This is a genomic window from Lentisalinibacter sediminis, from assembly GCF_040706615.1.
Lineage (GTDB): Bacteria > Pseudomonadota > Gammaproteobacteria > Steroidobacterales > Woeseiaceae > Lentisalinibacter > Lentisalinibacter sediminis.
The window spans coordinates 138955-160731 of record NZ_JAPDRF010000005.1 but is presented as its reverse complement, the minus strand read 5'-3'; the positions used below and the strand labels follow the sequence as shown (position 1 = coordinate 160731).

Annotated in this window: 23 protein-coding genes; 11 read left to right on the top strand and 12 right to left on the bottom strand. The window is 69.6% G+C overall.

Going from position 1 to position 21777, the window contains the following annotated elements; translation table 11 throughout:
- Window positions 1-28: 28 nt before the first annotated feature.
- The gene (locus tag ACJMKX_RS11100) at window positions 29-1843 is read right to left on the bottom strand and encodes an ABC transporter ATP-binding protein (protein WP_405225018.1); all 1815 of its coding nucleotides are present in this window, start codon (window positions 1841-1843) and stop codon (window positions 29-31) included.
- Window positions 1844-1864: 21 nt separating this feature from the next.
- Window positions 1865-2200, bottom strand: coding sequence for a type 1 pili tip component (locus ACJMKX_RS11095; RefSeq protein WP_405225016.1), 336 nt, complete (start codon window positions 2198-2200; stop codon window positions 1865-1867).
- A gap of 276 nt (window positions 2201-2476) precedes the next feature.
- Between ACJMKX_RS11095 and ACJMKX_RS11090 the strand changes: the two genes are divergently transcribed.
- From ACJMKX_RS11090 to ACJMKX_RS11045, 10 genes are all read left to right on the top strand, one after another.
- Window positions 2477-4300: an SLC13 family permease gene (locus ACJMKX_RS11090; RefSeq protein WP_405225013.1), complete on the top strand. Its 1824-nt coding sequence runs from the start codon at window positions 2477-2479 to the stop codon at window positions 4298-4300.
- 225 nt (window positions 4301-4525) lie between these two features.
- The gene (locus ACJMKX_RS11085) at window positions 4526-5959 is read left to right on the top strand and encodes an anthranilate synthase component I family protein (RefSeq protein WP_405225010.1); all 1434 of its coding nucleotides are present in this window, start codon (window positions 4526-4528) and stop codon (window positions 5957-5959) included.
- Window positions 5960-5961: 2 nt separating this feature from the next.
- Window positions 5962-6591 carry an anthranilate synthase component II gene (locus ACJMKX_RS11080; protein ID WP_405225007.1) on the top strand — a complete coding sequence of 210 codons (630 nt, stop codon included), beginning with the start codon at window positions 5962-5964 and terminating at the stop codon, window positions 6589-6591.
- Entirely contained in the window at window positions 6588-7607 is a 1020-nt protein-coding gene (gene trpD, locus ACJMKX_RS11075; protein WP_405225004.1) for an anthranilate phosphoribosyltransferase, read from the top strand. The genes ACJMKX_RS11080 and trpD overlap by 4 nt, the downstream gene beginning before the upstream one ends.
- A gap of 3 nt (window positions 7608-7610) precedes the next feature.
- On the top strand, window positions 7611-8459 hold the full coding sequence (locus ACJMKX_RS11070; protein WP_405225001.1) for an indole-3-glycerol phosphate synthase TrpC: 849 nt from the start codon (window positions 7611-7613) through the stop codon (window positions 8457-8459).
- Between the two features lie 25 nt (window positions 8460-8484).
- Window positions 8485-9123, top strand: a complete 639-nt coding sequence (locus ACJMKX_RS11065) for a phosphoribosylanthranilate isomerase (protein ID WP_405224999.1) — start codon at window positions 8485-8487, stop codon at window positions 9121-9123.
- A 6-nt stretch (window positions 9124-9129) separates the two neighbouring features.
- Window positions 9130-10395, top strand: a complete 1266-nt coding sequence (trpB, locus tag ACJMKX_RS11060; RefSeq protein ID WP_405224996.1) for a tryptophan synthase subunit beta — start codon at window positions 9130-9132, stop codon at window positions 10393-10395.
- Window positions 10382-11161, top strand: coding sequence for a tryptophan synthase subunit alpha (gene trpA, locus ACJMKX_RS11055; RefSeq protein WP_405224993.1), 780 nt, complete (start codon window positions 10382-10384; stop codon window positions 11159-11161). Before trpB ends, trpA begins: the two co-directional genes overlap by 14 nt.
- Window positions 11162-11165: 4 nt before the next feature.
- Window positions 11166-11495, top strand: a complete 330-nt coding sequence (locus ACJMKX_RS11050; protein WP_405224990.1) for a putative signal transducing protein — start codon at window positions 11166-11168, stop codon at window positions 11493-11495.
- A gap of 115 nt (window positions 11496-11610) precedes the next feature.
- Window positions 11611-12234 carry a DUF2799 domain-containing protein gene (locus tag ACJMKX_RS11045; protein WP_405224987.1) on the top strand — a complete coding sequence of 208 codons (624 nt, stop codon included), beginning with the start codon at window positions 11611-11613 and terminating at the stop codon, window positions 12232-12234.
- A gap of 34 nt (window positions 12235-12268) precedes the next feature.
- On the opposite strand, the gene ubiB is transcribed toward ACJMKX_RS11045, so the two are convergent.
- The 9 genes from ubiB to dapF are packed head-to-tail and all read right to left on the bottom strand — an operon-like array spanning window position 12269 to window position 20075.
- Complete coding sequence (gene ubiB / locus ACJMKX_RS11040; RefSeq protein WP_405224984.1) at window positions 12269-13906, bottom strand: ubiquinone biosynthesis regulatory protein kinase UbiB; 1638 nt, start codon at window positions 13904-13906, stop codon at window positions 12269-12271.
- Complete coding sequence (locus ACJMKX_RS11035) at window positions 13903-14514, bottom strand: ubiquinone biosynthesis accessory factor UbiJ (RefSeq protein WP_405224981.1); 612 nt, start codon at window positions 14512-14514, stop codon at window positions 13903-13905. The genes ubiB and ACJMKX_RS11035 overlap by 4 nt, the downstream gene beginning before the upstream one ends.
- Window positions 14515-14526: 12 nt before the next feature.
- Window positions 14527-15285: a bifunctional demethylmenaquinone methyltransferase/2-methoxy-6-polyprenyl-1,4-benzoquinol methylase UbiE gene (gene ubiE / locus ACJMKX_RS11030; protein WP_405224979.1), complete on the bottom strand. Its 759-nt coding sequence runs from the start codon at window positions 15283-15285 to the stop codon at window positions 14527-14529.
- 15 nt (window positions 15286-15300) lie between these two features.
- The gene (locus tag ACJMKX_RS11025; protein WP_405224977.1) at window positions 15301-15663 is read right to left on the bottom strand and encodes a gamma-butyrobetaine hydroxylase-like domain-containing protein; all 363 of its coding nucleotides are present in this window, start codon (window positions 15661-15663) and stop codon (window positions 15301-15303) included.
- A 12-nt stretch (window positions 15664-15675) separates the two neighbouring features.
- A complete protein-coding gene (gene hslU / locus ACJMKX_RS11020; protein WP_405224974.1) occupies window positions 15676-17013 on the bottom strand; it encodes an ATP-dependent protease ATPase subunit HslU in 1338 nt (445 codons plus the stop codon).
- Window position 17014: 1 nt separating this feature from the next.
- The gene (hslV, locus tag ACJMKX_RS11015) at window positions 17015-17572 is read right to left on the bottom strand and encodes an ATP-dependent protease subunit HslV (RefSeq protein ID WP_405224971.1); all 558 of its coding nucleotides are present in this window, start codon (window positions 17570-17572) and stop codon (window positions 17015-17017) included.
- Between the two features lie 29 nt (window positions 17573-17601).
- Complete coding sequence (gene xerC / locus ACJMKX_RS11010; RefSeq protein WP_405224968.1) at window positions 17602-18507, bottom strand: tyrosine recombinase XerC; 906 nt, start codon at window positions 18505-18507, stop codon at window positions 17602-17604.
- A gap of 12 nt (window positions 18508-18519) precedes the next feature.
- Complete coding sequence (locus ACJMKX_RS11005) at window positions 18520-19227, bottom strand: DUF484 family protein (protein ID WP_405224965.1); 708 nt, start codon at window positions 19225-19227, stop codon at window positions 18520-18522.
- Window positions 19224-20075 carry a diaminopimelate epimerase gene (gene dapF, locus ACJMKX_RS11000; protein WP_405224962.1) on the bottom strand — a complete coding sequence of 284 codons (852 nt, stop codon included), beginning with the start codon at window positions 20073-20075 and terminating at the stop codon, window positions 19224-19226. Before dapF ends, ACJMKX_RS11005 begins: the two co-directional genes overlap by 4 nt.
- A 118-nt stretch (window positions 20076-20193) precedes the next feature.
- Here dapF and ACJMKX_RS10995 point away from each other — a divergent pair, with 118 nt between their 5' ends.
- On the top strand, window positions 20194-20832 hold the full coding sequence (locus ACJMKX_RS10995; protein WP_405224959.1) for a nucleotide-binding protein: 639 nt from the start codon (window positions 20194-20196) through the stop codon (window positions 20830-20832).
- Window positions 20833-20861: 29 nt separating this feature from the next.
- Here the strand turns inward: ACJMKX_RS10995 and ACJMKX_RS10990 are convergent, their stop codons facing one another.
- On the bottom strand, window positions 20862-21764 hold the full coding sequence (locus ACJMKX_RS10990; RefSeq protein ID WP_405224956.1) for an SDR family oxidoreductase: 903 nt from the start codon (window positions 21762-21764) through the stop codon (window positions 20862-20864).
- Window positions 21765-21777: the final 13 nt, after the last annotated feature.

Below are 21777 nucleotides of genomic sequence, written 5' to 3'. Positions count from 1 at the left end.
AACGGTGTTCTCTCCGGCCGGCGGCAGCTCACAGATAGCCCTCGGCCTGCAGGGAGAACAGTGTAGCGTAGTGCCCGCCCAGCGCCATCAGCTCTTCGTGGCTGCCGGCTTCGGTGACGCGGCCGTGCTGGATGACCAGGATGCGGTCGGCGCGGCGCACCGTGGAGAAGCGGTGTGAGATCAGTATGGTGATGCGTCCGGCTGCGAGTTCCTGGAAGTGCTCGAACATGGCCGCCTCGGCGGCCGCGTCCATGGAGGCGGTGGGCTCGTCCATGATCAGGATATCGGCACCCCGGTCCATGAAGGCCCGGGCGAGTGCGATCTTCTGCCACTGACCGGTGGACAGCTCCTGCCCGTCACGGAACCACTTGCCCAGCTGGCTCGAATAGCCGGCCGGCAGTCGCTCGATGAAGGCGTCCGCCAGGCCGAGGCCCGCCGCCTCGCGCCAGCGCCCTTCGTCCACGAAATGGTCCACGTCGCCGGCCCCGATGTTCTCGCCCACGGTGAACTGATAGCGGGCGAAGTCCTGGAAGATCACGCCGAAGCGCCGGCTGAGCGCGTCCGGGTCCCAGTCTGCGAGCGGCGTGCCGTCCAGCAGAATGCGCCCCTCGGTGGGCTGGTACAGGCCGGTCATGAGCTTGATCAGGGTGGTCTTGCCGGCCCCGTTCTCGCCAACCAAAGCGAGGCTCTGCCCGGGGGCGATGTGCAGGTCGATGTGCTCGAGCGCAGCGGTCTCGTTGCCGGGGTAGGTGAAGCCCACTCTCTCGAAGCGGATGCCGTCGCCGGGTCTTTCCCCGGCCGTGCGGTCGCCGCCGGCGACGGTGCCCGGCTGCTCCAGGTACTCGTACAGGTTGGAGAGATACAGGTTGTCCTCGTACATGCCGCCCATGGCGGTGAGGCTCGCCGCCACCGCGCTCTGCCCCTGCTTGAACAGCAGCAGGTACATGGTCATCTGCCCCAGCGTGATGCTGCCGTCCACCGTGCTGACGGCGATCCAGGCATAGGCGCCGTAGAATGCCGCCGTGCCGATCAAACCGAGGAAGAAGCCCCAGGTCTCGCGGCGGATGGTGAGCCGTCGGTCCTCACGGTAGAGTCGCTGGAAGATGTCCCGGTAGCGATCGAGCAGCAGCGGGCCCAGGCGGAACAGCTTCACCTCCTTGGCGTGGTCCTCCCGGGCCAGCACCGTCTCCAGGTACATCTGCATGCGCGACTCCGGCGAGCGCCAGCGGAACAGGCGGAACGCGTCGCCGGAGAACTTGGTCTCGGCGGCGAAGGCCGGCAGTCCGGCCAGCACCAGGAGGAGGACAGCCCAGGGCGAGAACTGGAACAGCAGCACGGCGTAGCTGACCAGGGAGATGCCGTTCTGGGCCAGCGAGAACGTGCGGTTCACGAGGCTCAGCGGCCGGCTGGAGGCCTCGCGCCGGGCTCGGGTCAGCTTGTCGTAGAACTCCGCGTCCTCGAACTGATCCAGCGACAGCGTCAGTGCCTTCTCCAGGATCATGGTGTTCACACGCTGGGCCAGCCGGGCGCGCAGCAGGGACTGGCAGAGCGAGATGGAGCGCTGGCTGGCGGCGGTGAGCACCAGCAGCCCGCCTTCCACCGCCACCCAGGTGAGCGCCTCCCGGTAGCCGCCGCCGGACTGCATCGCGGCCACCACGGAGTCCACGATCTGCTGGCCCACCCAGGCCACCGCCGCCGGCAGCAGGCCCGCCGCCACGGTGGCCAGCCCCAGCCAGAGGGTCAGCGGCCGGGAGGTGCTCCAGACAAGTTCGATCGCCCGGCGGCTGTAGCGGAATACGCCGACGCCCGGAGCGCCCCAGCCGTCGTCGGTGCTGCGGGACATGGGTGCGGGGAGCCGGACGGCTCAGTCGCTGCCGGCGCTCTCCAGGACGCGCAGGTGCTTGCGGGCCAGTTCGATGAAGCGCGGCGTCAGGCCGGCGTCCTCGTAGATGGGGTCGCCCTGCTCGTCCTCGCGGATGACCCGCTCGCCGGGCTCATAAGGCATCGCCGCTTCCAGTTCGTCGAGAGCGCTGCCCAGCAGGTCGGTGATGATCTGCTCCAGCTCGGGGCCGCCGAACAGCTCCTCCAGCGCGTGCAGCCGGGCCGCATCCTCCAGCGGCAGGCGGACCGCGTACTCCTTCTCGGTCCGGGTGACACGGGGCGTCTTCTGCCAGATTTCCAGCAGCTGCTTGAAGCTCATGGGCGGACTCCTGAAGGGGCGGCCACAAGGGTGGCCAGGCGAAGGCCGGGCAGCGGTGGTGCGCCGCGGCGGGCTCGCGGGGACCATAGCAGAAACCCGATCGCGGCCCAAATCCGGCCGGCGCGGGAATGCTGCGGCGCATCAGCGGCCGCCCGGGGTGGCCCTGCCGGCATCGCTGATGTGAGAAACTCCCGGTCCGGCCGCCGGGGTGCTCCCGTATACTCGGCGATCCCCCGGCGGGGTGGCCGCGTTGCTGGTTGACGTTGCGAGGACGGTTTGGAAACACTCACGCCCGATGCCCACGGCATAGCGGTCCTCGTGCTGACCGTGATCGCGCTGATCCTCTTCACGCGCGACAACATCCCCCTGGAGAGTTCGAGCCTCGGCATCCTCGTCGTGCTCATACTCTTGTTCCAGATCTTCCCCTACACGTCCGACGGCGCGCGGCTGCTCGGTCCCGCCGATTTCTTCGGCGCTTTCGGCAACGAGGCGCTGGTGGCGGTGTGTGCTCTCATGATCGTCGGCAAGGGTCTGGAGACCACCGGCGCGCTGCAGCCGCTGGCGAGCGCGATTGCCGCGGCCTGGACGGCCCGCCCGATGATCGCGCTGTTGCTCACCCTGGTGGCCGGGGCGGTGCTGAGCGCCTTCCTGAACAACACGCCCATCGTCGTGCTGCTGCTGCCCATCCTGGTGGCGGCCTCGCTGCGCTCGAAGGTGCCGGTGTCCGGGGTGCTGATGCCGATGGGCTTCGCCACCATCCTCGGCGGCATGGCCACGACCATCGGCACCTCGACCAACCTGCTCGTGGTCGGTATCGCGGCCGATCTGGGCCAGGCACGCCTGGACATGTTCGACTTCGCGCTGCCGGTGGCGATTGTCGGCGCCGTCGGCATCCTGTTCCTCTGGCTCGTGGGTCCGCGGCTTGTGCCGGAGCGCGTGCCGCCCCTGGAGGACACCTCGCCGCGGGTCTTCAGCGCCCAGCTGCACGTGGACGAGGGCAGCTTCGCCGCCGGCAAGACCCTGTCGGAGGTGCTGGCGCGCACCGGCGGGCGCATGCGGGTCGACCGCATCCGGCGCAGCGAGTCCCTGTTCGTCGCCAAGCTGCCCTCGGTAAAGCTGCAGCCGGGCGACCGGTTGTTCGTGAAGGATACGCCGGACAACCTGAAGGAGTACGAACGGGAGCTGGGCGCCACCCTGCACGGGATGGGCGGCAAGGAGCAGACCGGAGAGGACTCGAAGGGGCAACAGCTGGCTGAGGTGGTGGTTACCCGCGGCTCGCCCCTGCATCATCGCACGCTGGCCGACTCCCGTTTCGCCCAGTCCAGCGGCCTGCTGCCGCTGGCGCTGCACCGGGCGCGCATGCCGGCCTCGCGGCTGACCTCGGACATCGGCTCGGTGCGTCTGCGCGCCGGTGACGTACTGCTGGTACAGGGCTCGCGCACGGCGATCGAGACGCTGAAGGCGAGCGGCAGCATGCTCGTGCTGGACGGTACGACCTCGCTGCCACACACGCATCGGGCCAAACGGGCGCTGGCCATCATGGCTTTCGTGGTGTTGACGGCCGCATTCGGGCTGCTGCCGATCTCGGTGAGCGCGCTGGCGGGCGTCGGCCTGATGCTGGTGGCGAACTGCCTCACCTGGCGCGACGTGAGCGATGCGCTGAGCCGCCCGGTCATCCTGATCATTGTCGCGAGCCTCGGTCTCGGCGGCGCGCTGATGCAGACCGGCATGGCCTATTACCTCGCCCACGAGTTCGTGGACATCACCGACGCCCTGCCGATACCGATCATCCTGAGCGCGTTCATGCTGATCATGACGGTGCTGACCAACGTGGTCAGCAACAATGCCGCGGCGGTGATCGGCACGCCCATCGCCATCAGCATCGCCCAGCAGCTGAACGCGGATCCGCTGCCGTTCGTGCTCGCGGTGCTGTTCGGCGCCAACATGAGCTATGCCACGCCGATCGGCTACCAGACCAATCTGCTGATCCTGAGCGCCGGCGGCTACAAATTCTCGGATTTCCTGCGGATGGGCATACCGCTGACGCTGATCATGTGGCTCGGCTTCTCGCTGGTGCTGCCGCTGCTGTACGGCCTGTGAGGCCCGTGTGGAACCCGTGGCGCTTGACCCTCCGCCGGGGGCCGTGGATACTCCCGACGGTCATGAACGCTCCGAACGCAATCAGCATCCGGTGGTGGCGGCCTCTCCGGGAGAGGGTAGCCGGCTAGCGTTCACCAGACAGGACAACCGAAAACCCATCTCCGCAGCACCGTGGGGATGGGTTTTTTTTTGACGCGAGACTCACCAAGGGAGACCGGGACAGACATGCAGGGCCCGTTCGACATAACCGCCGACCTGGACACGCCGGTATCGGCCTGGCTGAAGCTGGCGGATCTCGGCCCGCGTTTCCTGCTCGAGAGCGTCGAGGGAGGAGAGCGCCTGGCGCGCTATTCCTTCCTCGGTTTCGGGCCGGGCCGCGAGGTGCGGCTGGATGCCGACGGTTTCCGGGTGGACGGCGAGTCGCGTCCGCTGCCCCGGGGTCGGGACGAACTGCTGGACAGCCTGCGCCAGGCACTGGCCGGCGTGCCCCGGCTCGCGCCGGAGGCCGAAGAACTGCCGTTCACGGGCGGGCTGGTCGGCGTCTCCGGCTACGACCTGGTGCGTTGGTTCGAACGCCTTCCGGACGGCCCGCCGGCCCAGGAGGGCATGCCGCTGGCCGCCTATGTGGCGCCGGAGTCGCTGCTGGTCTTCGACCATCTCACCCGGCGTGCCGCCCTGCTGCACGCCGGTTCCGAGTCCGAGCGGCGGGCCCTGCGCGCGGAGGTGATCGGTCGGCTGCGCGGTGCCGTGCCCCAGGGTGAGGAGGGTGAGGGTCGCAGGGTCGTGCGGGACGCCGGCGGTGCCGGATCCGGCGGCCGCGTGGTGGACGATGCCACCGCCAGCGTCTCGCCGGAAGACTACATGGCGGCGGTGGAGCAGGCCAAGGAGCACATTGCCGCGGGCGACATCTACCAGATCGTACTGTCGGTGTGTTTCTCCGGTGCCACCACGGTCTCGCCCTTCGAGGCCTACCGCGCGCTGCGGCTGCTGAACCCCTCGCCCTATCTGTTCTTCGTGGACCTCGGCGACCTGCAGGTGGTGGGCTCGTCGCCGGAGGCGCTGGTGCGGCTGAACGGCCGACAGGCTTCCCTCAGACCCATCGCGGGTACCCTGCCGCGCGGGGCGACGACGGCAGAGGACCGGGCCAACGAGCAGCGACTGCTGGCCGACCCCAAGGAGATCGCCGAACACGTGATGCTGGTGGATCTTGCCCGCAACGATCTCGGTCGCGTGGCTGAGGCCGGCAGCGTACACGTGGACCCCTACCTCTCCATCGAGCGCTACAGTCACGTCATGCACATCGTCAGCGGCGTGCAGGGGACGCTGGCGGAGGGCCGCGATGCGTTCGACCTGTTCGCCGCCGCCTTCCCGGCGGGCACGCTGGTGGGCGCGCCGAAGGTCCGCGCCATGGAGATCATCGACGCCATGGAGCCGGTGGGCCGCGGCCTGTACGCGGGCACGGTCGGCTATTTCGGCCATGGTGGCGACATGGACCAGGCCATCACGATCCGCACGATGGTGTTCCGCGACGGTGAGTACCGCTTCCAGGCGGGCGCGGGCCTGGTGGCCGACAGCGTGCCGGCGCGGGAGTACGACGAGGTGATGGCGAAGAGCGCCATACTCCGCCGGGCACTGGATATGGCGAAGGAGGGGCTCTAGTCATGCTGGTCAAGGGCATAGCTGACGGCAGTGACGGGCAGGCCGTGGCGAGCATCCTGCTCATCGACAACTACGACTCCTTCACCTACAACCTGGTGCAGGCCTTCGCGGCGCTGGGCGCCGACGTGCACGTCTATCGCAACGACTGCATCACCGTGGAGGAGGGGCTGGCGCTCGAGCCGACTCACCTGGTGATCTCGCCGGGGCCGGGCCGGCCGGAGGATGCGGGTGTCTCGCTGGCCATGATCGCCGCCTTCGAGCGCCGGGTGCCCGTGCTCGGCGTGTGTCTCGGTCATCAGTGCCTGGTGCAGCATTTCGGCGGCCGCATCGTTCGCGCAGGCCGTCTGATGCACGGCAAGACTTCGGCGGTCAGCCACGACGGCCTGGGTGTCTACCGCGGCCTCCCGCAGCCTTTCGAGGCCGGCCGCTATCATTCCCTGTGCGCCGAGGCGGACACCGTTCCCGACGCGCTGCTCGTAACGGCCCGCACCGAGCAGGACGAGATCATGGGCGTGCGCCACCGGGAGCTGCCGCTGGAGGGCGTACAGTTCCATCCCGAGAGCGTGCTGACACCGGAGGGCGACGACCTGATGCGCAATTTCATCGAACAGCAGCCGGGAGCGGAGCATTGAGCAAGGGCAGCCGATTGCTGGACCGCCTGCTCGAAGGCGAGCACCTCTCGGAGCAGGAGGCCCACGGGCTGATGCATTCTCTGGCGGAGGACGCGTATCCCCAGGCGCTGGCCGGCGCCCTGCTGGCCGGCCTGCGCGCCAAGGGAGAGACCGCGGAGGAGATCCGGGGATTCGCCGCCGCCATGCGCGAGTTGGCCCGGGACCCGGGCATACCGCCCGGTGCACCCACCGTGGATACGGTCGGCACCGGCGGCGACGGCTCGGGCAGCCTGAACCTGTCCACCGGCACCGGCCTGCTCGCGGCCGCCTGCGGCGCCCGGGTGGTGAAGCACGGCAATCGCTCGGTGTCGTCGCGTTGCGGTAGCGCCGACGTCCTGGAAACCCTCGGCCTCACGTTGCCGCTGGACGAGAAAGCGGCGGTGGAGTGCCTGGAGGCGACCGGTTTCACCTTCCTGTTCGCTCCCTACTACCATCCGGCCATGAAGGCCATCGCCCCCATCCGCGGCGCCATGGGCGTGCGCACGGTGTTCAATCTGCTCGGGCCGCTGGCCAATCCGGCGTCTCCGCCCTATCAGCTCATCGGCGCCTTCAGCGAGGAGGCGGCGCAGCTCATGGCCGCGACGCTGGCGGGTATGGAGATCGAGCGCGCCTTCGTGGTGCATGGCGAGCCGGGCTGGGACGAAGCCACCCCCTGCGGCGAGTTCCTGCTGCTGGACGTCAGCCCCGGCCGCATTACGGAGACCCGTCGGCGGCCCGAGGACTACGGCCTCGCACGCTGTAGCCCCGAAGACCTGGCCGGAGGCGATGCCGTGGTGAATGCTGCCGCCATCCGCGACGTGTTCTCCGGCGAGGACCGCGGCCCCCACCGGGACGCGCTGCTGCTCGGCGCCTCGCTGGTGCTGGAGGTAACGGGCGAGGCCGCCGGCCCCGGGGAGGGCGTGGCCATCGCCGCCGCGGCCCTGGACGAAGGCCGCGCGGCGCGGGTACTGGACGGCCTGCAGGGCTTCGGGGGCTGAGCCATGGCCGATTTCCTGCGCGAGATGGCGGCGGCGAGCCGCCTGCGCTGCGAAGCGGCGCGGCGGGAGCACCCCGCCGATGAACTGCGCCAGCGCATCGCCGACGGTGAATCACCCCCGGGTCTGGCGCTCGACCGTTTCGACATCATCGCCGAGATCAAACATCGCTCGCCCCGGGACGGCGCGCTGGGCGTGGACCCGGGCGGCGCCGTCCACGACGACGCCGCCCGCGCGGAGATCTATGCCGAGGGCGGCGCCGCAGCGGTGTCCGTGCTGACCGAACCGTCCCGCTTCGGCGGCGACCTCGAGCACCTCGCGCGTGTGGCGGCGGCCCTGGCGCCGCGGAGCATCCCGGCCATGTGCAAGGATTTCCTGGTGGATGCCTACCAGTTGCTGGAGGCGCGGGCGGCCGGTGCGGGTGGCGTGCTGCTGATCGCCGCGCTGCTCGACGACGAAGTCCTCGCCGACATGCTCGACCTCGCGGAGGATTTGCAGCTTTTTGTGCTGCTGGAGTGCTTCGATGCCGGCGAGCTGGAGCGCTGCCGCAGGCTGCTCGACGAGCCTCGCTTCCACGAGCGCGGCAACGACGGGCGCCTGCTCATCGGGGTCAACAGTCGTGACCTGCGCACCCTGGAGGTGGACGACAGCCGGCTGGAGGCGCTGGCACCCCTGCTGCCCCACGCGGCGCCGGCGGTGGCCGAGAGTGGTTTGCAGGTGCCGGCCGATGCGGTGCGGCTGGCCACGGCCGGCTATCGCCTCGCGCTGGTCGGCACCGCGCTCATGCAGGACCGCAGGCCCGGGCAGCTGGTGCGCACCATGCGCGACGCCGGACGCGCGGCGCTGGGCGAATGAGCATTGCAGGAATAAGCGAGAGCGCGTGAGCACCTGGGTCAAGATCTGCGGACTGAGCAGCCGCGAGGCTGTGCAGGCAGCTGCCGAGGCAGGCGCCGACGCGGTGGGCTTCGTGTTCGCCGAATCGCCGCGCCGCGTGTTGCCGGGCGAAGCCCGGCGGCTGTGCGAGGGGCTGGACCGGCGGGTGGTTCGGGTCGCCGTGATGCGGCATCCCGGCCCCGACGAGTGGGCCGCGGTGCGGGACGGGTTCGCCCCCGACTGGCTGCAGACGGATGCGGCGGACTTCGCGACGCTGGAGCTGCCCGACGCTTGCGCCCGGCTACCGGTTTACAGAGACGATAACGCAGGTTTGACGTCGCGTTCGACGGAGATACCCGCACGTTTTCTCTTCGAGGGAGCGCGCAGCGGCACCGGGCAGCGGGCCGACTGGTCGGCGGCCGCGGCACTCGCGCCGCGGGCCGAGCTGGTGCTGGCCGGCGGCCTGTCGCCGGACAACGTGGAGGAGGCGCTGGCCGCCGTCGCACCCTGGGGCGTGGACGTTTCCAGCGGCGTGGAGCGGGCGCCGGGCTACAAGGACCCGGCCCGGATCGCCGCCTTCGTGGAACGGGTCCGCCGATGGGACCGGCGGGCAACGGAGTCGAGATCGAGAACACAGGATGAGTGAGGCCACATGAGTGAAGCCATCAACGAATTGATCGCAGCGAGCGAGGCACCGGGCCTGCTGCAGAAGCTCCTCAGCAGGGAGTTACCCGACGATCGCGGCCGTTTCGGGCCATTTGGCGGTCGCTACGTGCCGGAGACCCTGGTCCCGGCGCTGGAGCGACTGGAGCAGGGCGTCCGCGAGATTCTGCCCCGGGAGGACTTTCAGGCCGACTACGGCCGGGAACTCCGGGAGTGGGTGGGACGGCCGACGGCGCTGACCGGCGCGCGCCGGCTTGGCGAGGCCTGGGGTGCGGAGGTCTGGCTGAAGCGCGAAGACCTGGCGCACACGGGCGCGCACAAGATCAACAACGCCATCGGCCAGGCGCTGCTGGCGAAACGCCTCGGCGCCAAACGGGTGATCGCCGAGACCGGCGCCGGGCAGCACGGCGTGGCCTCCGCCGCGGCCTGCGCCCGGGTGGGGCTGCCCTGCCGCGTCTACATGGGCGCCGTGGACATCGTGCGCCAGGCTCCCAACGTGGATCGCATGCGCCGGCTCGGCGCCGAGGTCTGCCCGGTGGAGAGCGGCGACCAGACGCTGCGCGCCGCCATCGACGAGGCGCTCAGGCACTGGGTGTCGGACCCGGAGGGCATCTACTACCTGCTCGGCTCCGCGGTGGGCCCGCATCCCTACCCCTACCTGGTCCGCGAGCTGCAGGCGGTCATCGGCCAGGAGGCGCGGCGGCAGATGATCGAGGTCGGCGGGCTCCCCGACGCGGTCTTCGCCTGCGTCGGCGGCGGCTCCAACGCCATCGGCCTGTTCCACCCCTTCATCGGCGACGAGGACGTGCGGCTGATTGGCGTCGAGGCCGGTGGCAAGGGCACCGGACTGGGCGAGAACTCGGCCACGCTGTCCACCGGCCGGCCGGGCGTGCTGCAGGGCTGCTACACGATGATCCTGCAGGACGAGAACGGCCAGGTGCAGGAGACCCACTCGGTGTCGGCGGGCCTCGACTACTCCGGCGTGGGGCCGGAGCACGCCTTCCTGCAGGCCATCGGCCGAGTGGAGTACGAGAACGCCAGCGACGACGAGGCACTGGACGCACTGGCCGAACTCTGTGCCGCCGAGGGCATCCTCACGGCACTCGAGACCGCCCATGCCTTCGCAGCCGCCCGCAAGTGGGCGGCAAGCCACCCCGGCGCCCGCATCCTGATCGGCAATTCGGGCCGCGGAGACAAGGACATGCCCACGCTCACCCAGTATCCGATCGGAGGAAGCCGCGATGCAGCCGCATGAGACCATCACCCGGGCGCTCCGCGAGGCGAAGGCGGCGGGGCGCGTCGGCCTGGTGCCGTTCCTGACCGCGGGCTACCCCAAAGCCGACCGTTTCGCGGATGATCTCGCCACGATCGCCGCCGTTGGCGACGTCGTGGAGGTGGGTGTGCCCTTCTCCGACCCGATGGCCGACGGGATGACCATCCAGCGCTCCAGCCGCAGCGCGCTGGAGCAGGGCGTCAGCCTCACCTGGATCTTCGACCGCCTGGAGGAGGCCCGGGACCGCATCGAAGCACCGGTCATCCTCATGTCCTACCTGAATCCGCTGCTCGCCTACGGCTACGGGCGGGTCGCGAGCCGGTCGCTGGAAGCCGGCGTGGCCGGCTTCATCGTGCCGGACCTGCCCTGGGAGGAGAGCCGGGAATTCGGGGCACCGCTGGAGGAGGCGGGTCTCGCCCTCGTACAGCTGGTCACACCGGCGACGCCGGAGGCCAGGCTGGCCCGCCTGTGCGACGCGAGCCGGGGCTTCGTCTACGCCGTGACCATGCGCGGCATCACCGGCGGCGGTGCTGCCCTGCCGGCGGACACCAGCGCCTACCTGGACCGGGTGCGTGACGCCGCCGAGCTGCCGGTTTGCGCAGGTTTCGGCATCCGCACCGCTGAACAGGTGGCCGAGGTCGGCCGGCATGCCGACGGCGTCATCGTCGGGTCCGCGCTGGTCGAGGTGCTGGAGCAGGGTGACGACCCGGCGGCATTCCTGGAGTCGCTGAGGGCCGGTCCCGGGTGAGCCGGTGAAAAAGGTCTTCGCGGCCGAATCCCTGGTGACCGTCGCCCATTACCGAAACCTCCTCGAGGGCGAGGGCATCGACTGCTTCCTGAAGAACGAGAACATGGGCTCGATCATGGGCGAGATCCCCTATGCCGAGATCTGGCCGGAACTCTGGGTGCGCAACGACTTCGAGGCCGCACGAGCCGATGAGATCATCCGCGAGGCCCGCCGGGCCGAGGCGGACGACGGGCCTGCCTGGCGCTGCCGGCGCTGCGGCGAGGAGAACGAGCACCAGTTCGCCGTCTGCTGGAACTGCGGCCGGCCCCAGGATCGGGACACGACCGAGCCCTGAATCTTATGTAAAACAGTGACTTCGGCGGCCACCCCGTTCTGTGAACCGGGTCCGGGCGCCGGCCCCGCCCGCGGCGGTACGGTCACCCTTCCTGCCACCGGGGAAGGGACGCATCATGGGACTGAAACGGCTGATCACGGCGGCGGCCGCTCTGGCGCTCGCCGGCTGCGCGAGCATGAGCGCCGAGGAGTGCCTCATCGCCGACTGGGAGGCCATCGGCTACGAGGACGGTGCCCGGGGTGCCTCGGCCGACACCATCGGCCGTCACCGCAAGGCCTGCGCCAGCGCCGGCATCACACCGGACTTCCACGACTACGAACGCGGCCGGCAGGCGGGCCTGGTCGAATACTGCCGGCCCGGCGTCGGCTACCGGGTGGGTGCCTCCGGCGGCGGTTACGGCGGGGCCTGCCCGGCCGATCTCGAGCCCGACTTCATGGCCGGCTACGTCGAGGGACGCGAACTCTATGAGCTGCGCTCGGAGGTATCCCGGATCGAGAACCGCATCGATGCCCGGGCGAACGAGCTGGAGAGGGTCCGGGCCGACATGGCGGCGAACTCGGCCCGCCTGATCGCCGGCGAGGCCACGGCCGAGGAACGGGTGCGCCTGCTGATGGAGACCAAGGAGATATCCCGGCGCGAGGGCGAGCTGGAGTCCGAGATCGCGGCGCTGCATCGGGACGCGGCCGTGGCGCGCTCCCGCCTCGAGGACTACGAGGCCCGCGCCGCCAGCGCGTACTGAGCCCGCTCGCGGCGGAAGCGTCCTGGCCCGCGCCCTAGCCCGCGCCGGGCCGCCCGGCCAGGCCGGCCAGCGCCGCCGCGCCGAAGGCGCCCCAGCCGAGCCAGGCTGGCTGCCCCGTCGTCAGCAGCACGATGCCGCCGATGAATGCGGCCGCGGCCACGGCGAGCGCGAAGCGCTGTCGTTGCTGGCGCGCCATCGAATCACGTAGCTCGCGCAGTTCCGGCGCGTCGAAGCGCACCCGCAGGTCGCCGGAGGCCGACTGCTCGGCGATGGTCCTGAGCCAGTGGGGCAGCTCACGCAGCGTCTCGCGCAGCTCCGGCAGGTGGTCGCGTATGTCGTCCAGCATCGCACGGCCGCCCAGCCGGTCGGTCATCCACTGGCGCATGATCGGATAGGCGGTCTCCCACAGGTCGAGCTGCGGGTAGAGCTCGCGCCCCAGCCCCTCGATGTTCAGCAGCGTCTTCTGCAGCAGGATCAGCTGCGGCTGCACCTGCATGTCGAAGCGGCGCGCCGTCTCGAACAGCCGCATGAGCACCTGAGCGAAGGAGATCTCGTCCAGCGGCTTGCTGAAGATCGGCTCGCACACGGTGCGCACCGCCGACTCCAGTTCGTCCACGCGGGTGTCCGGCGGCACCCAGCCCGAGTCGATGTGCAGCCTCGCCACCTTGTGATAATCCTGCTCGAAGAAGGCAAGGAAGTTCTCGGCGAGGTAGCGCTGGTCCACCGGGTTCAGGGTGCCCACGATGCCGAAGTCGACGGCGGCGTACTTCGGGTCTTTCGGGTCGTGCACCTGGATGAAGATGTTGCCCGGGTGCATGTCCGCGTGGAAGAAGTTGTGCCGGAACACCTGGGTGAAGAAGATCTCCACGCCCTTCTCGGCGAGCCGCTTGATGTCCGCCCCGGCTTCCTTTAGCGCCCGCATGTTGCTGATGGGGATGCCGTAGATGCGCTCCATCACGATGACGTTGACGTGGCAGTAGTCGAAGTAGAACTCCGGTACGTGCAGCAGATCCGAGCCGGCGAAGTTGCGCTTCAGCTGGGCCGCGTTCGCGGCCTCGCGCATGAGGTCCAGCTCGTCGATGATGGTCTTCTCGTATTCGCGCACCACCTCCACCGGGCGCAGGCGCCGCGCCTCCCGCCAGTAGCGGTGTGCGAGCCCGGCCATGAAGTACATCACCTCCAGGTCGCGCTCGATCACCTCGCGCATGTCCGGGCGCAGCATCTTCACCACCACTTCGGTGCCGTCCTTCAGCGTGGCGGCGTGCACCTGGGCGATGGAGGCGGCCGCGAGCGCCTGTTCCTCGAAGCTGCCGAAGACCTCCGTGACGGGCTTGCCATAGGCCTTCTCGACAATCTCCAGCGCGAGCTCGGAGGAGAAGGGGGGCACCTGGTCCTGCAGCTTGGCCAGTTCGTCGGCCACCTCAACTGGCAGCAGGTCCCGCCGGGTGGAGATGGCCTGTCCGAACTTCACGAAGATGGGGCCCAGCTCCTGCAGCGCCAGGCGGATGCGCACGCCCAGGGGCTCGTCCACGACCGCCCGGCCCGGCAGCAGCCGGAACACGAAACGCATGGGACGCAGCAGATGGGTGGCGACGATCAGCTCGTCCAGGCCGTAGCGCACCAGCACCCGCTGGATGGCGATGAGGCGGAGCAGCAGACGCGGGCGCATCATGAGCGATTGTCTGCGGAAAGCGCCCGGCTGCGTGCCTCGAGCCGTGCCACGTCGTCGCGCAACCGGTCCACCTCGGCGTAGAAGGCCTCGACCTCGCCCCGGGAGGGCAGGTCGCCCCGCTCCTCGGTCACGTACTCCGAGACGTTGCGGGTCAGGGTGTCGGCCACCTGCCGTCCCCACAGCCCGATGCTGCGCACCAGCTCACCGGCCTGGCGCGCGCCGGCGTCGCCGAGCACGCCCGAGAGCCGTTCCTCCACATCCGGCTGCGCGAAGCGCAGCAACTCGCGGAAGCGGGTCGCCGTCTCGGTGTCGCCGTCGATCTCGATGCTGCCGCTGCGGATCGCCTCGGCCGCGCCGCCGGTGAGCAGCCGGGGCAGAGCCAGCAGCGAGCCGGTGATCACCGTGTCCGGGTCATCCACGTAGTCGGTGTGCAGCTCCAGCCCGGCGGCGGTGACCCGGACATAGAGAGACAGGAACGAATCCCGGACCCGTACCGCAATGACGCGGCCGTCGAGTTCGTCGCACAGGTCCCGTGCCGGCGTGCTCTGCGCGATCTGGGCGTTCACCAGAGTGAGCGCCGGCCGGAACAGGGTTTCCAGGGGATCCACGGAGTATGGGCCTCAGAGGTGGTAACCGATGTGCAGGGCGGCGACGCCCCCGGTGAGATTGACGTAGCGGCAGCGCTCGAAGCCGGCGTCGCCCATCATGCCGAGCAGCGTGTCCTGGTCGGGATGCATGCGGATGGACTCCGCCAGGTACTGGTAGCTGTCCGCGTCGCCCGCCACCATGCGGCCGAGCAGCGGCAGCACACGGAAGGAGTACAGGTCGTAGAGCGGCTGCAGGGCCTCGGCGGGGCGGGAGAACTCCAGGATCAGCATCTTGCCGCCGGGCTTGAGCACGCGGTACATGGAGGCCAGCGCCGCCTCCTTGTGGGTGACGTTGCGCAGCCCGAAGGCGATGGTGACCAGGTCGAAGCTGGCGTCGGCAAACGGCAGGTTCTCCGCGTCCACCTGGGCCATGCTCACGTTGCCGATGATGCCGGCGTCGAGCATGCGCCGGCGTCCCTGGCGCAGCATCGCCGCATTGATGTCCGCCAGCACCACGTGGCCCGTCTCTCCCACCTGCCGGGCGAAGCTCATCGCCAGATCGCCGGTGCCGCCGGCCAGGTCCAGGGCGCGCTGGCCGGGACGGGCGGCGGCCTCGCTCACGGTCCGCCGCTTCCACAGCCGATGGATGCCGCCGGACATGAGGTCGTTCATGAGGTCGTAGCGTTCGGCCACGGAATCGAAGACGCCGCGGACGAGGTCGGCCTTCTGATCGGACGCCACCCGGCGGTAGCCGAAATGGGTCTCGCTGTCGCTGGTCTTCTCTTTGCTCATGGCGGGGTCGGACGGTCACTCAGCGGGATTGCGAGCATACCCCGCGGCCTTGAGCCGGTCGAGGTAGTCCTGCCAGCGTTCGTCCCGTTTCTCGCCCAGTTCCCGCAGGTAACCCCAGCGGTACAGGCCGGTATCGTGACCGTCGTCGAAGACGAGTCGAACTGCGTAGTGGCCGACGGGCTCAACGGTGGTGACCTGAACGTTCTCCTTGCCCGTCTGCAACGTTTCCTGGCCCGGGCCGTGGCCGCGCACCTCCGCCGACGGCGAGTACACGCGCAGGTACTCGAACGGCAGGTCGAAACTCGCGCCGTCGGCGAAGCTGACCGTCAGCAGTCGGGATTGCCGGCGCAGACGTAGCTCGGTGGGTGCGTCTTCCATGGGGCTGACCTCTCAGAGAATGTAGCGACTGAGGTCCTCGTCCTGGACCAGTTCGCCGAGATGCTCGTCCACGTACTCTGCCGTGACCGAGAGCGTGTGGCCGCTCCTGTCCGCCGCCTCGTAGGAGATGACCTCGAGCAGCCGCTCCATCACCGTGTGCAGCCGGCGCGCGCCGATGTTCTCCGTGTTCTCGTTGACGCGGAAGGCCACGTCGGCGATGCGCTCCACACCGTCGTCGGTGAACTCCAGTTCCACACCCTCGGTGTCGAGCAGCGCGCGGTACTGGCGGGTGAGCGAGGCGTCCGGCTCGGTGAGTATGCGCACGAAGTCGGGCGCCTTCAGGGAGTCGAGTTCCACCCGAATGGGGAAGCGGCCCTGCAGTTCGGGGATCAGGTCGGAGGGTTTCGCGACGTGGAAGGCGCCGGAGGCGATGAACAGGATGTGATCGGTGCGCACCATGCCGTATTTGGTGTTGACCGTGCAGCCCTCCACCAGCGGCAGCAGGTCGCGCTGCACGCCTTCCCGGGACACGTCCGCGCCCATGCTCTCGGAGCGCTTGGCCACCTTGTCCAGCTCGTCGATAAAGACGATGCCGTGCTGCTCCACGGCCTCGAGCGCCCGGGCCTTCACCTCCTCGTCGTCCAGCAGCCGCGCCGCCTCCTCCTCGGTGAGGATCTTCAGCGCCTCGCGGACCTTCAGCTTGCGGGTCGTGCGCCGGCCCTGGCCCAGATTCTGGAACATGCTCTGCAGCTGGCTGGTCATCTCCTCCATACCCGGCGGCGCCATGATCTCGACGCCCGCCGGCATGGCCTGGGTCTCCACCTCGATCTCGCGCTCGTCCAGGTCGCCCTCGCGCAGTTTCTTGCGGAATTTCTGCCGGGTCTCGCTGGATTCCTGCGGCGGCTGCTCCTCGGCGGCGAACCCCACGCCGCGGCGGGCCGGCGGCAGCAGGGCGTCGAGCACGCGCTCCTCGGCGGCGTCCTCGGCCCGGTGGCGCACCTTGGCCATCTCGGCCTCCCGCGTCATCTTGATGGAGACGTCCATGAGATCGCGCACGATGGAGTCCACTTCCCGGCCCACGTAGCCCACCTCCGTGAACTTGGTGGCCTCCACTTTGATGAACGGCGCGCGGGCGAGGCGCGCCAGGCGGCGGGCGATCTCGGTCTTGCCGACGCCGGTGGCGCCGATCATGAGGATATTCTTCGGCGTGATCTCGCTCCTGAGCGGCTCGGCCACCTGTACCCGCCGCCAGCGGTTCCTGAGTGCGATGGCCACGGCCCGCTTGGCGTTGTCCTGGCCGACGATGTGCTTGTCCAGCTCCTGGACGATCTCCCTGGGGGTCATAGACATGTCATTCGGTCCCGGCTTCCGTATCGCCGGGAAGTTCCTCGATGGTGATGAAACGGTTGGTGTAGACGCAGACGTCGCCGGCGATCTCGAGCGATTTCTGCACGATCTCCCGGGCGCCCAGGTCCGTGTTCTCCAGCAGCGCGCGGGCGGCCGACTGGGCGTAGGGCCCGCCGGAGCCGATCGCCATCAGGTCGAACTCGGGTTCGATCACATCGCCGTTGCCCGAAATGATCAGCGAGGTTTCCCGATCGGCTACGCACAGCAGCGCTTCCAGCCGGCGCAGCATCCGGTCGGTGCGCCAGTCCTTGGCCAGCTCGATGGCGGCCCGGGTCAGGTTGCCGTATTGCTGCAGCTTGCGCTCGAAATACTCGAACAGGGTGAAGGCGTCCGCCGTGCCGCCCGCGAAGCCGGCGATCACGCTGCCGTCGGCGAGGGCGCGCACCTTGCGGGCGTTACCCTTCATGACGGTGTCGCCCATGCTCACCTGGCCGTCGCCGCCGATGGCCACGCGGCCACCGCGTCTCACCGAGACGATGGTTGTGCCTCTGTACTGCTCCATGGATCTGCCTTCGCTGTTGCGGACGCCGGCTATTTGCTTTTGTTGCGCGCCCTGGGATGGGTCCGGTCGTATATCTGGGCCAGGTGCTGGAAATCAAGGTGGGTATAGATCTGCGTCGTGGACACGTCCGCGTGGCCCAGCAGTTCCTGCACCGCGCGCAGGTCGCCGCTCGACTCCAGCAGATGAGAGGCGAACGAATGGCGGAACAGGTGGGGATAGACGCTCCGGTCCATGCCCTGGCGCTTCGCCCAGTGGACGATGCGTTCCTGCACGGAGCGGGGTGCGAGCCTCGTGCCGCGGCGGCTGACGAACAGCGCGCGCTCCTCGTGGCCGGCCATCCGCACCCGGGTCCGCTGCCATTCCGCGAGCGCCTCGAGCGCGCGGCGGCCCACCGGCACGATACGGGTCTTGGCGCCCTTGCCGGTCACCGTGACCGTGGCATCCGACGGGTCCACGTCATGCAGGTCCAGGGCCACGAGTTCCGCCAGCCGCAGCCCCGACGAATACAGGAGCTCGAGCATGGCCCGGTCCCGCACGGTGAGCGGGTCGTCGCCGGGGAACTCCAGCAGCCGCGCCATCTGGTCGGCATCCAGCGTGCCCGGCAGGCGCTTGCCCGCCTTGGGCGCGCTGACGTCGGCGGCCGGGTTGCGCTTCAGCACCTTCTCCCGGATCAGGTAGCGGAAGAAGCTGCGCACGGCGGACAGCCGCCGCTGGATGGAGCGGGGCGAGAGTCCGCGACGGTGGCAGGCGGCGGCGAACGCCCGGATATCGTGGGTCGTGAGGTCGCGCCAGCCGTCGTGGCCGGCGCGCTCGCAATAGTCGACCAGGGCCGCCAGGTCCCGACGGTAGTTGGCTACCGTATGCGCGGAGCAGCGCTTCTCGAAGGCGAGGTGCTCGAGGAAGGCGTCGGTGCGCTGGCGTTCTTCCGGCGACAAGGGGCCGACCGGTCAGTAACGCCTCACGGCCGCGGCCACGAGCTCGCCGATGCGGGTGAGGAAGTCGATGCTCATGGCCGGGTGGAAATGATCGGCATCGACGCTGCCGATGCCGATGAAGCCGAGCGCGGCCCCCTCGCCGAGGGGCAGCAGCGCCATGCTGCCCACCTCGTCGGCGGAGGCGCCGAACAGGAATTCACGCTGGCTGTCGCGCACCCGGCCACAGCGGGCACGGGCGGCCGACAGGAAGGTCTCGAAGGGGCCGAGCCGCGGGTCGTCCCGGCCGATGACGTGCAGGAAACGCCGTTCGCCGACCCCGGCGTAGTCCGCCGCGTCGCCAAACAGCACCATCACGGCGTGGTCGGCCCCGAAGCCCGTGCGCAGTTCACGCGCGATGCAGGCCAGGGTCTCCTCCCGGCTGTCCGCCGCCATGAGAGCCAGCGCCAGTGTGTGGATGCGGGCCGCCAGTCGGTCGTTGGCGCGCGCCACCTGCAGGAGCTCCCGCAGCTTGCGCTCGAGCTTGAGGTTCTTCTGCCGGAGCGTCGCCACCTGGCGTTCCACCAGCGAGACGGCGCCGCCGCCTGCAGCATGGGGCAGGCGCAGCGTGTCGAGCAGGCGGGGATGGTTCTCGAAGAACTCGGGATGGTGCAGGAGATAGTCCTCCACGGCCTCCTCGCTGGCACTGTCCACCACGGGCTCTCGTTTGTGCTGTGTGCTCATAGGGCGACGGTTCCCTCAAAGGAGTACTGGGCCGGGCCGGTCAGCCAGACGGCCTCACCGGGGCCGCGCCAGCTTACCACGAGATCGCCGCCGGGCAGGCCGAGGCTCACCTCGTCGCCGAACAGGCCGCGGCGTCTCCCGGCCACCATCGCAGCGCAGGCGCCGCTGCCGCAGGCCAGGGTCTCGCCGACCCCGCGCTCCCACACCCTGAGCCGGGCATGGTCGCGCCCGCGGGGTTCCAGGAAGCCCACGTTGCAACGCTCGGGGAAGGCGGGGTGATGCTCCAGCGCGGGCCCGAGTTCCGCGACCGGTGCGCCTTCGACGTCGTCGACGAACAGCACGCAGTGGGGATTGCCCATGGACAGCGCTGCGACCTCCACGGTACGGCCGCCGGCCTCCAGGCGGTAGGTGCCGGCATCCGCTGCCTCCGTCATCGTTTTTGCTGTCGTTGTCTCCATCGGGATATCCGCCGGCGCGAACCGGGGCTCGCCCATGGATACGGCGGTGACGCCGGGTCCGGCGATCCGTGCCTCGGAGACCCCGGCGCGGCACTCCAGGCTGAGCACCGACGGTGCGCCCGGCGCCTCGCCGAGCAGGCGGGCGATGCAGCGCAGTCCGTTGCCGCACTGCTCCACCTCGCCGCCGTCGGCGTTGAATATCCGGTACCAGGCGTCGGTGCCGGCACTGCGCGGCGCTTGTATCCAGAGCAGCTGGTCGAAGCCCACGCCCTCCCGGCGATGGGCCAGGCGGCGGATGGCGGCGGCGTCTGGCAGCGCAGCATCGGGCTGGTCGCGCACCACCATGAAGTCGTTGCCGAGACCGTGCATTTTTACGAAGGGCAGCTGCATGGGCGTACTGTAGGTCAAATCGACGGGCAGATGGCGCCGCTGTCCCGTGGACTTTCTAGCGGCGCGGCGATACTTTACATAAACTGCACAAAACCAACACGAAGCGCAGGGAGACATCATGCGTCACATCATCGTGCTCAACCCGAAAGGCGGTTGCGGCAAAAGTACACTCGCCACCAATCTCGCCGCCTACTATGCCAACGAGGGCAAGAGCGTCGCGCTCGCGGACTACGACCCGCAGCGCTCCAGCCTGGACTGGCTCGAGCGCCGGCCGGAGGGCTATCCGGAGATCGTGGGCCTCGCCGCCTTCGAGGAGGGGCTGAAGCACCTGCCCCGCAGCGCCGACGTGCTGGTGATGGACGCACCCGCCCGTTCCCACGGACCGGAACTCACTTCGCTCATCAATCACGCCGAGACCATCATCGTGCCCGTGCTGCCGTCCACGGTCGATATGCAGGCGGCGAACCGTTTCATCGACGAGCTCCTGGCCGTCGGCAAGGTGGAGCGCAAGCAGGCGCGCATCGGCGTCGTCGCCAACCGGGTGCGCGAGAACACCCTGATCGCCGGTGATCTGGACGAATACCTGGAGAGCCTGAAAGTACCCTACGTGGCCTGGTTCCGGGAGGCCCAGAACTACATCCGCGCCTACACCCGGGGGCTCGGCGTCGCGGAGCTGCCCGAATACCTGGCCTGGCCGGAGTGGGACCAGTGGGAACCGCTGATGGAGTGGCTGAACTCGCGCCGCAGCCGGCCCTGACAGCCAGCGACTGAACCGGTGCTCCGGCGTCAGCCGTCTGGCAGCGCTCCGGACTCCTCCAGGCTGGCCCGGATGCCCGCTGCCGGGTCGTCGTAGGCGAGTTCCACGCCCAGCGCCTCGCGCAGCCGCCGCGTGTCCAGGCGGCGCGATTCGGCGAGAAAGCTGTAGCGCATCGGTGACATCTGCCGCCGTGCTTCCTCGCGGCTGATCGCGGGCGGCGCCGGCAGGCCGGCGGCCTCCGCCACCCGCCGGAAGAACGCTCCGGAACTCTCGCCGCTGCCGTCCGCCACGTTGTAGATGCCGCCGGGCGCGGACGGGGCCAGCGCGGCGATGCACACGCGCGTCAGGTCTTCCACGTGGATGCGGTTGCCCGGCGACGCGTCTTCCTCCCGGATCACGGGCTGACCCGAACGGATCGCCTCCAGCGGCAGCCGGCCGGGTCCGTAGATGCCGGCGATGCGCAGGACTGCCCAGCTCACCCCCTGCTCGTCCGCCCAGTGCCTGAGCGCCGTCTCCGCGGCCACCCGGCGCAGGGCGCGCTCGGTGGAAGGTGCCGGCGGGCGCTCTTCGTCCACGAGTTCGCCACCGCAGTCGCCGTAGACACCGCTGGTGCTGGCCAGCACGAAGCGCTGCGGCTGGCGTGGCAGCGCCGAGAGGAAGCGCGAGAGGCGCGGATCGTCATCACCCCCGCCCTCTGCCTCGGCGGGCGGGACGAGATAGAGGACGCGCAGCGGACCGTGCGGCAGCCGGGGCAGTGCGCCGGTCTGGTCGAGGTCGACCGCCGTGGCGGCAATGCCGGCCTCGGAGAGCGCTGCCGCGGATGCAGCGGAGCCGGTCAGGCAGTGCACAACGGCGCCCTGTGCCGCCAGACGACGGGCGACCCGCCGGCCGGTGTAACCGGCGCCCGCGATCAGCGTCAGTGTAGCGGTCATTATTCGCTTGTCC

Excerpts from the sequence above, each read along its gene's own strand:
- ACJMKX_RS11100 (WP_405225018.1), bottom strand. The coding sequence starts at position 1,843 with ATGTCCCGCAGCACCGACGACGGCTGGGGCGCTCCGGGCGTCGGCGTA.
- ACJMKX_RS11095 (WP_405225016.1), bottom strand. The coding sequence starts at position 2,200 with ATGAGCTTCAAGCAGCTGCTGGAAATCTGGCAGAAGACGCCCCGTGTC.
- ACJMKX_RS11085 (WP_405225010.1), top strand. The coding sequence starts at position 4,526 with ATGCAGGGCCCGTTCGACATAACCGCCGACCTGGACACGCCGGTATCG.
- ACJMKX_RS11080 (WP_405225007.1), top strand. The coding sequence starts at position 5,962 with ATGCTGGTCAAGGGCATAGCTGACGGCAGTGACGGGCAGGCCGTGGCG.
- ACJMKX_RS11070 (WP_405225001.1), top strand. The coding sequence starts at position 7,611 with ATGGCCGATTTCCTGCGCGAGATGGCGGCGGCGAGCCGCCTGCGCTGC.
- trpB (WP_405224996.1), top strand. The coding sequence starts at position 9,130 with ATGAGTGAAGCCATCAACGAATTGATCGCAGCGAGCGAGGCACCGGGC.
- trpA (WP_405224993.1), top strand. The coding sequence starts at position 10,382 with ATGCAGCCGCATGAGACCATCACCCGGGCGCTCCGCGAGGCGAAGGCG.
- ACJMKX_RS11045 (WP_405224987.1), top strand. The coding sequence starts at position 11,611 with ATGGGACTGAAACGGCTGATCACGGCGGCGGCCGCTCTGGCGCTCGCC.
- ubiB (WP_405224984.1), bottom strand. The coding sequence starts at position 13,906 with ATGATGCGCCCGCGTCTGCTGCTCCGCCTCATCGCCATCCAGCGGGTG.
- ubiE (WP_405224979.1), bottom strand. The coding sequence starts at position 15,285 with ATGAGCAAAGAGAAGACCAGCGACAGCGAGACCCATTTCGGCTACCGC.
- ACJMKX_RS11025 (WP_405224977.1), bottom strand. The coding sequence starts at position 15,663 with ATGGAAGACGCACCCACCGAGCTACGTCTGCGCCGGCAATCCCGACTG.
- hslU (WP_405224974.1), bottom strand. The coding sequence starts at position 17,013 with ATGTCTATGACCCCCAGGGAGATCGTCCAGGAGCTGGACAAGCACATC.
- hslV (WP_405224971.1), bottom strand. The coding sequence starts at position 17,572 with ATGGAGCAGTACAGAGGCACAACCATCGTCTCGGTGAGACGCGGTGGC.
- ACJMKX_RS11005 (WP_405224965.1), bottom strand. The coding sequence starts at position 19,227 with ATGAGCACACAGCACAAACGAGAGCCCGTGGTGGACAGTGCCAGCGAG.
- dapF (WP_405224962.1), bottom strand. The coding sequence starts at position 20,075 with ATGCAGCTGCCCTTCGTAAAAATGCACGGTCTCGGCAACGACTTCATG.
- ACJMKX_RS10995 (WP_405224959.1), top strand. The coding sequence starts at position 20,194 with ATGCGTCACATCATCGTGCTCAACCCGAAAGGCGGTTGCGGCAAAAGT.
- ACJMKX_RS10990 (WP_405224956.1), bottom strand. The coding sequence starts at position 21,764 with ATGACCGCTACACTGACGCTGATCGCGGGCGCCGGTTACACCGGCCGG.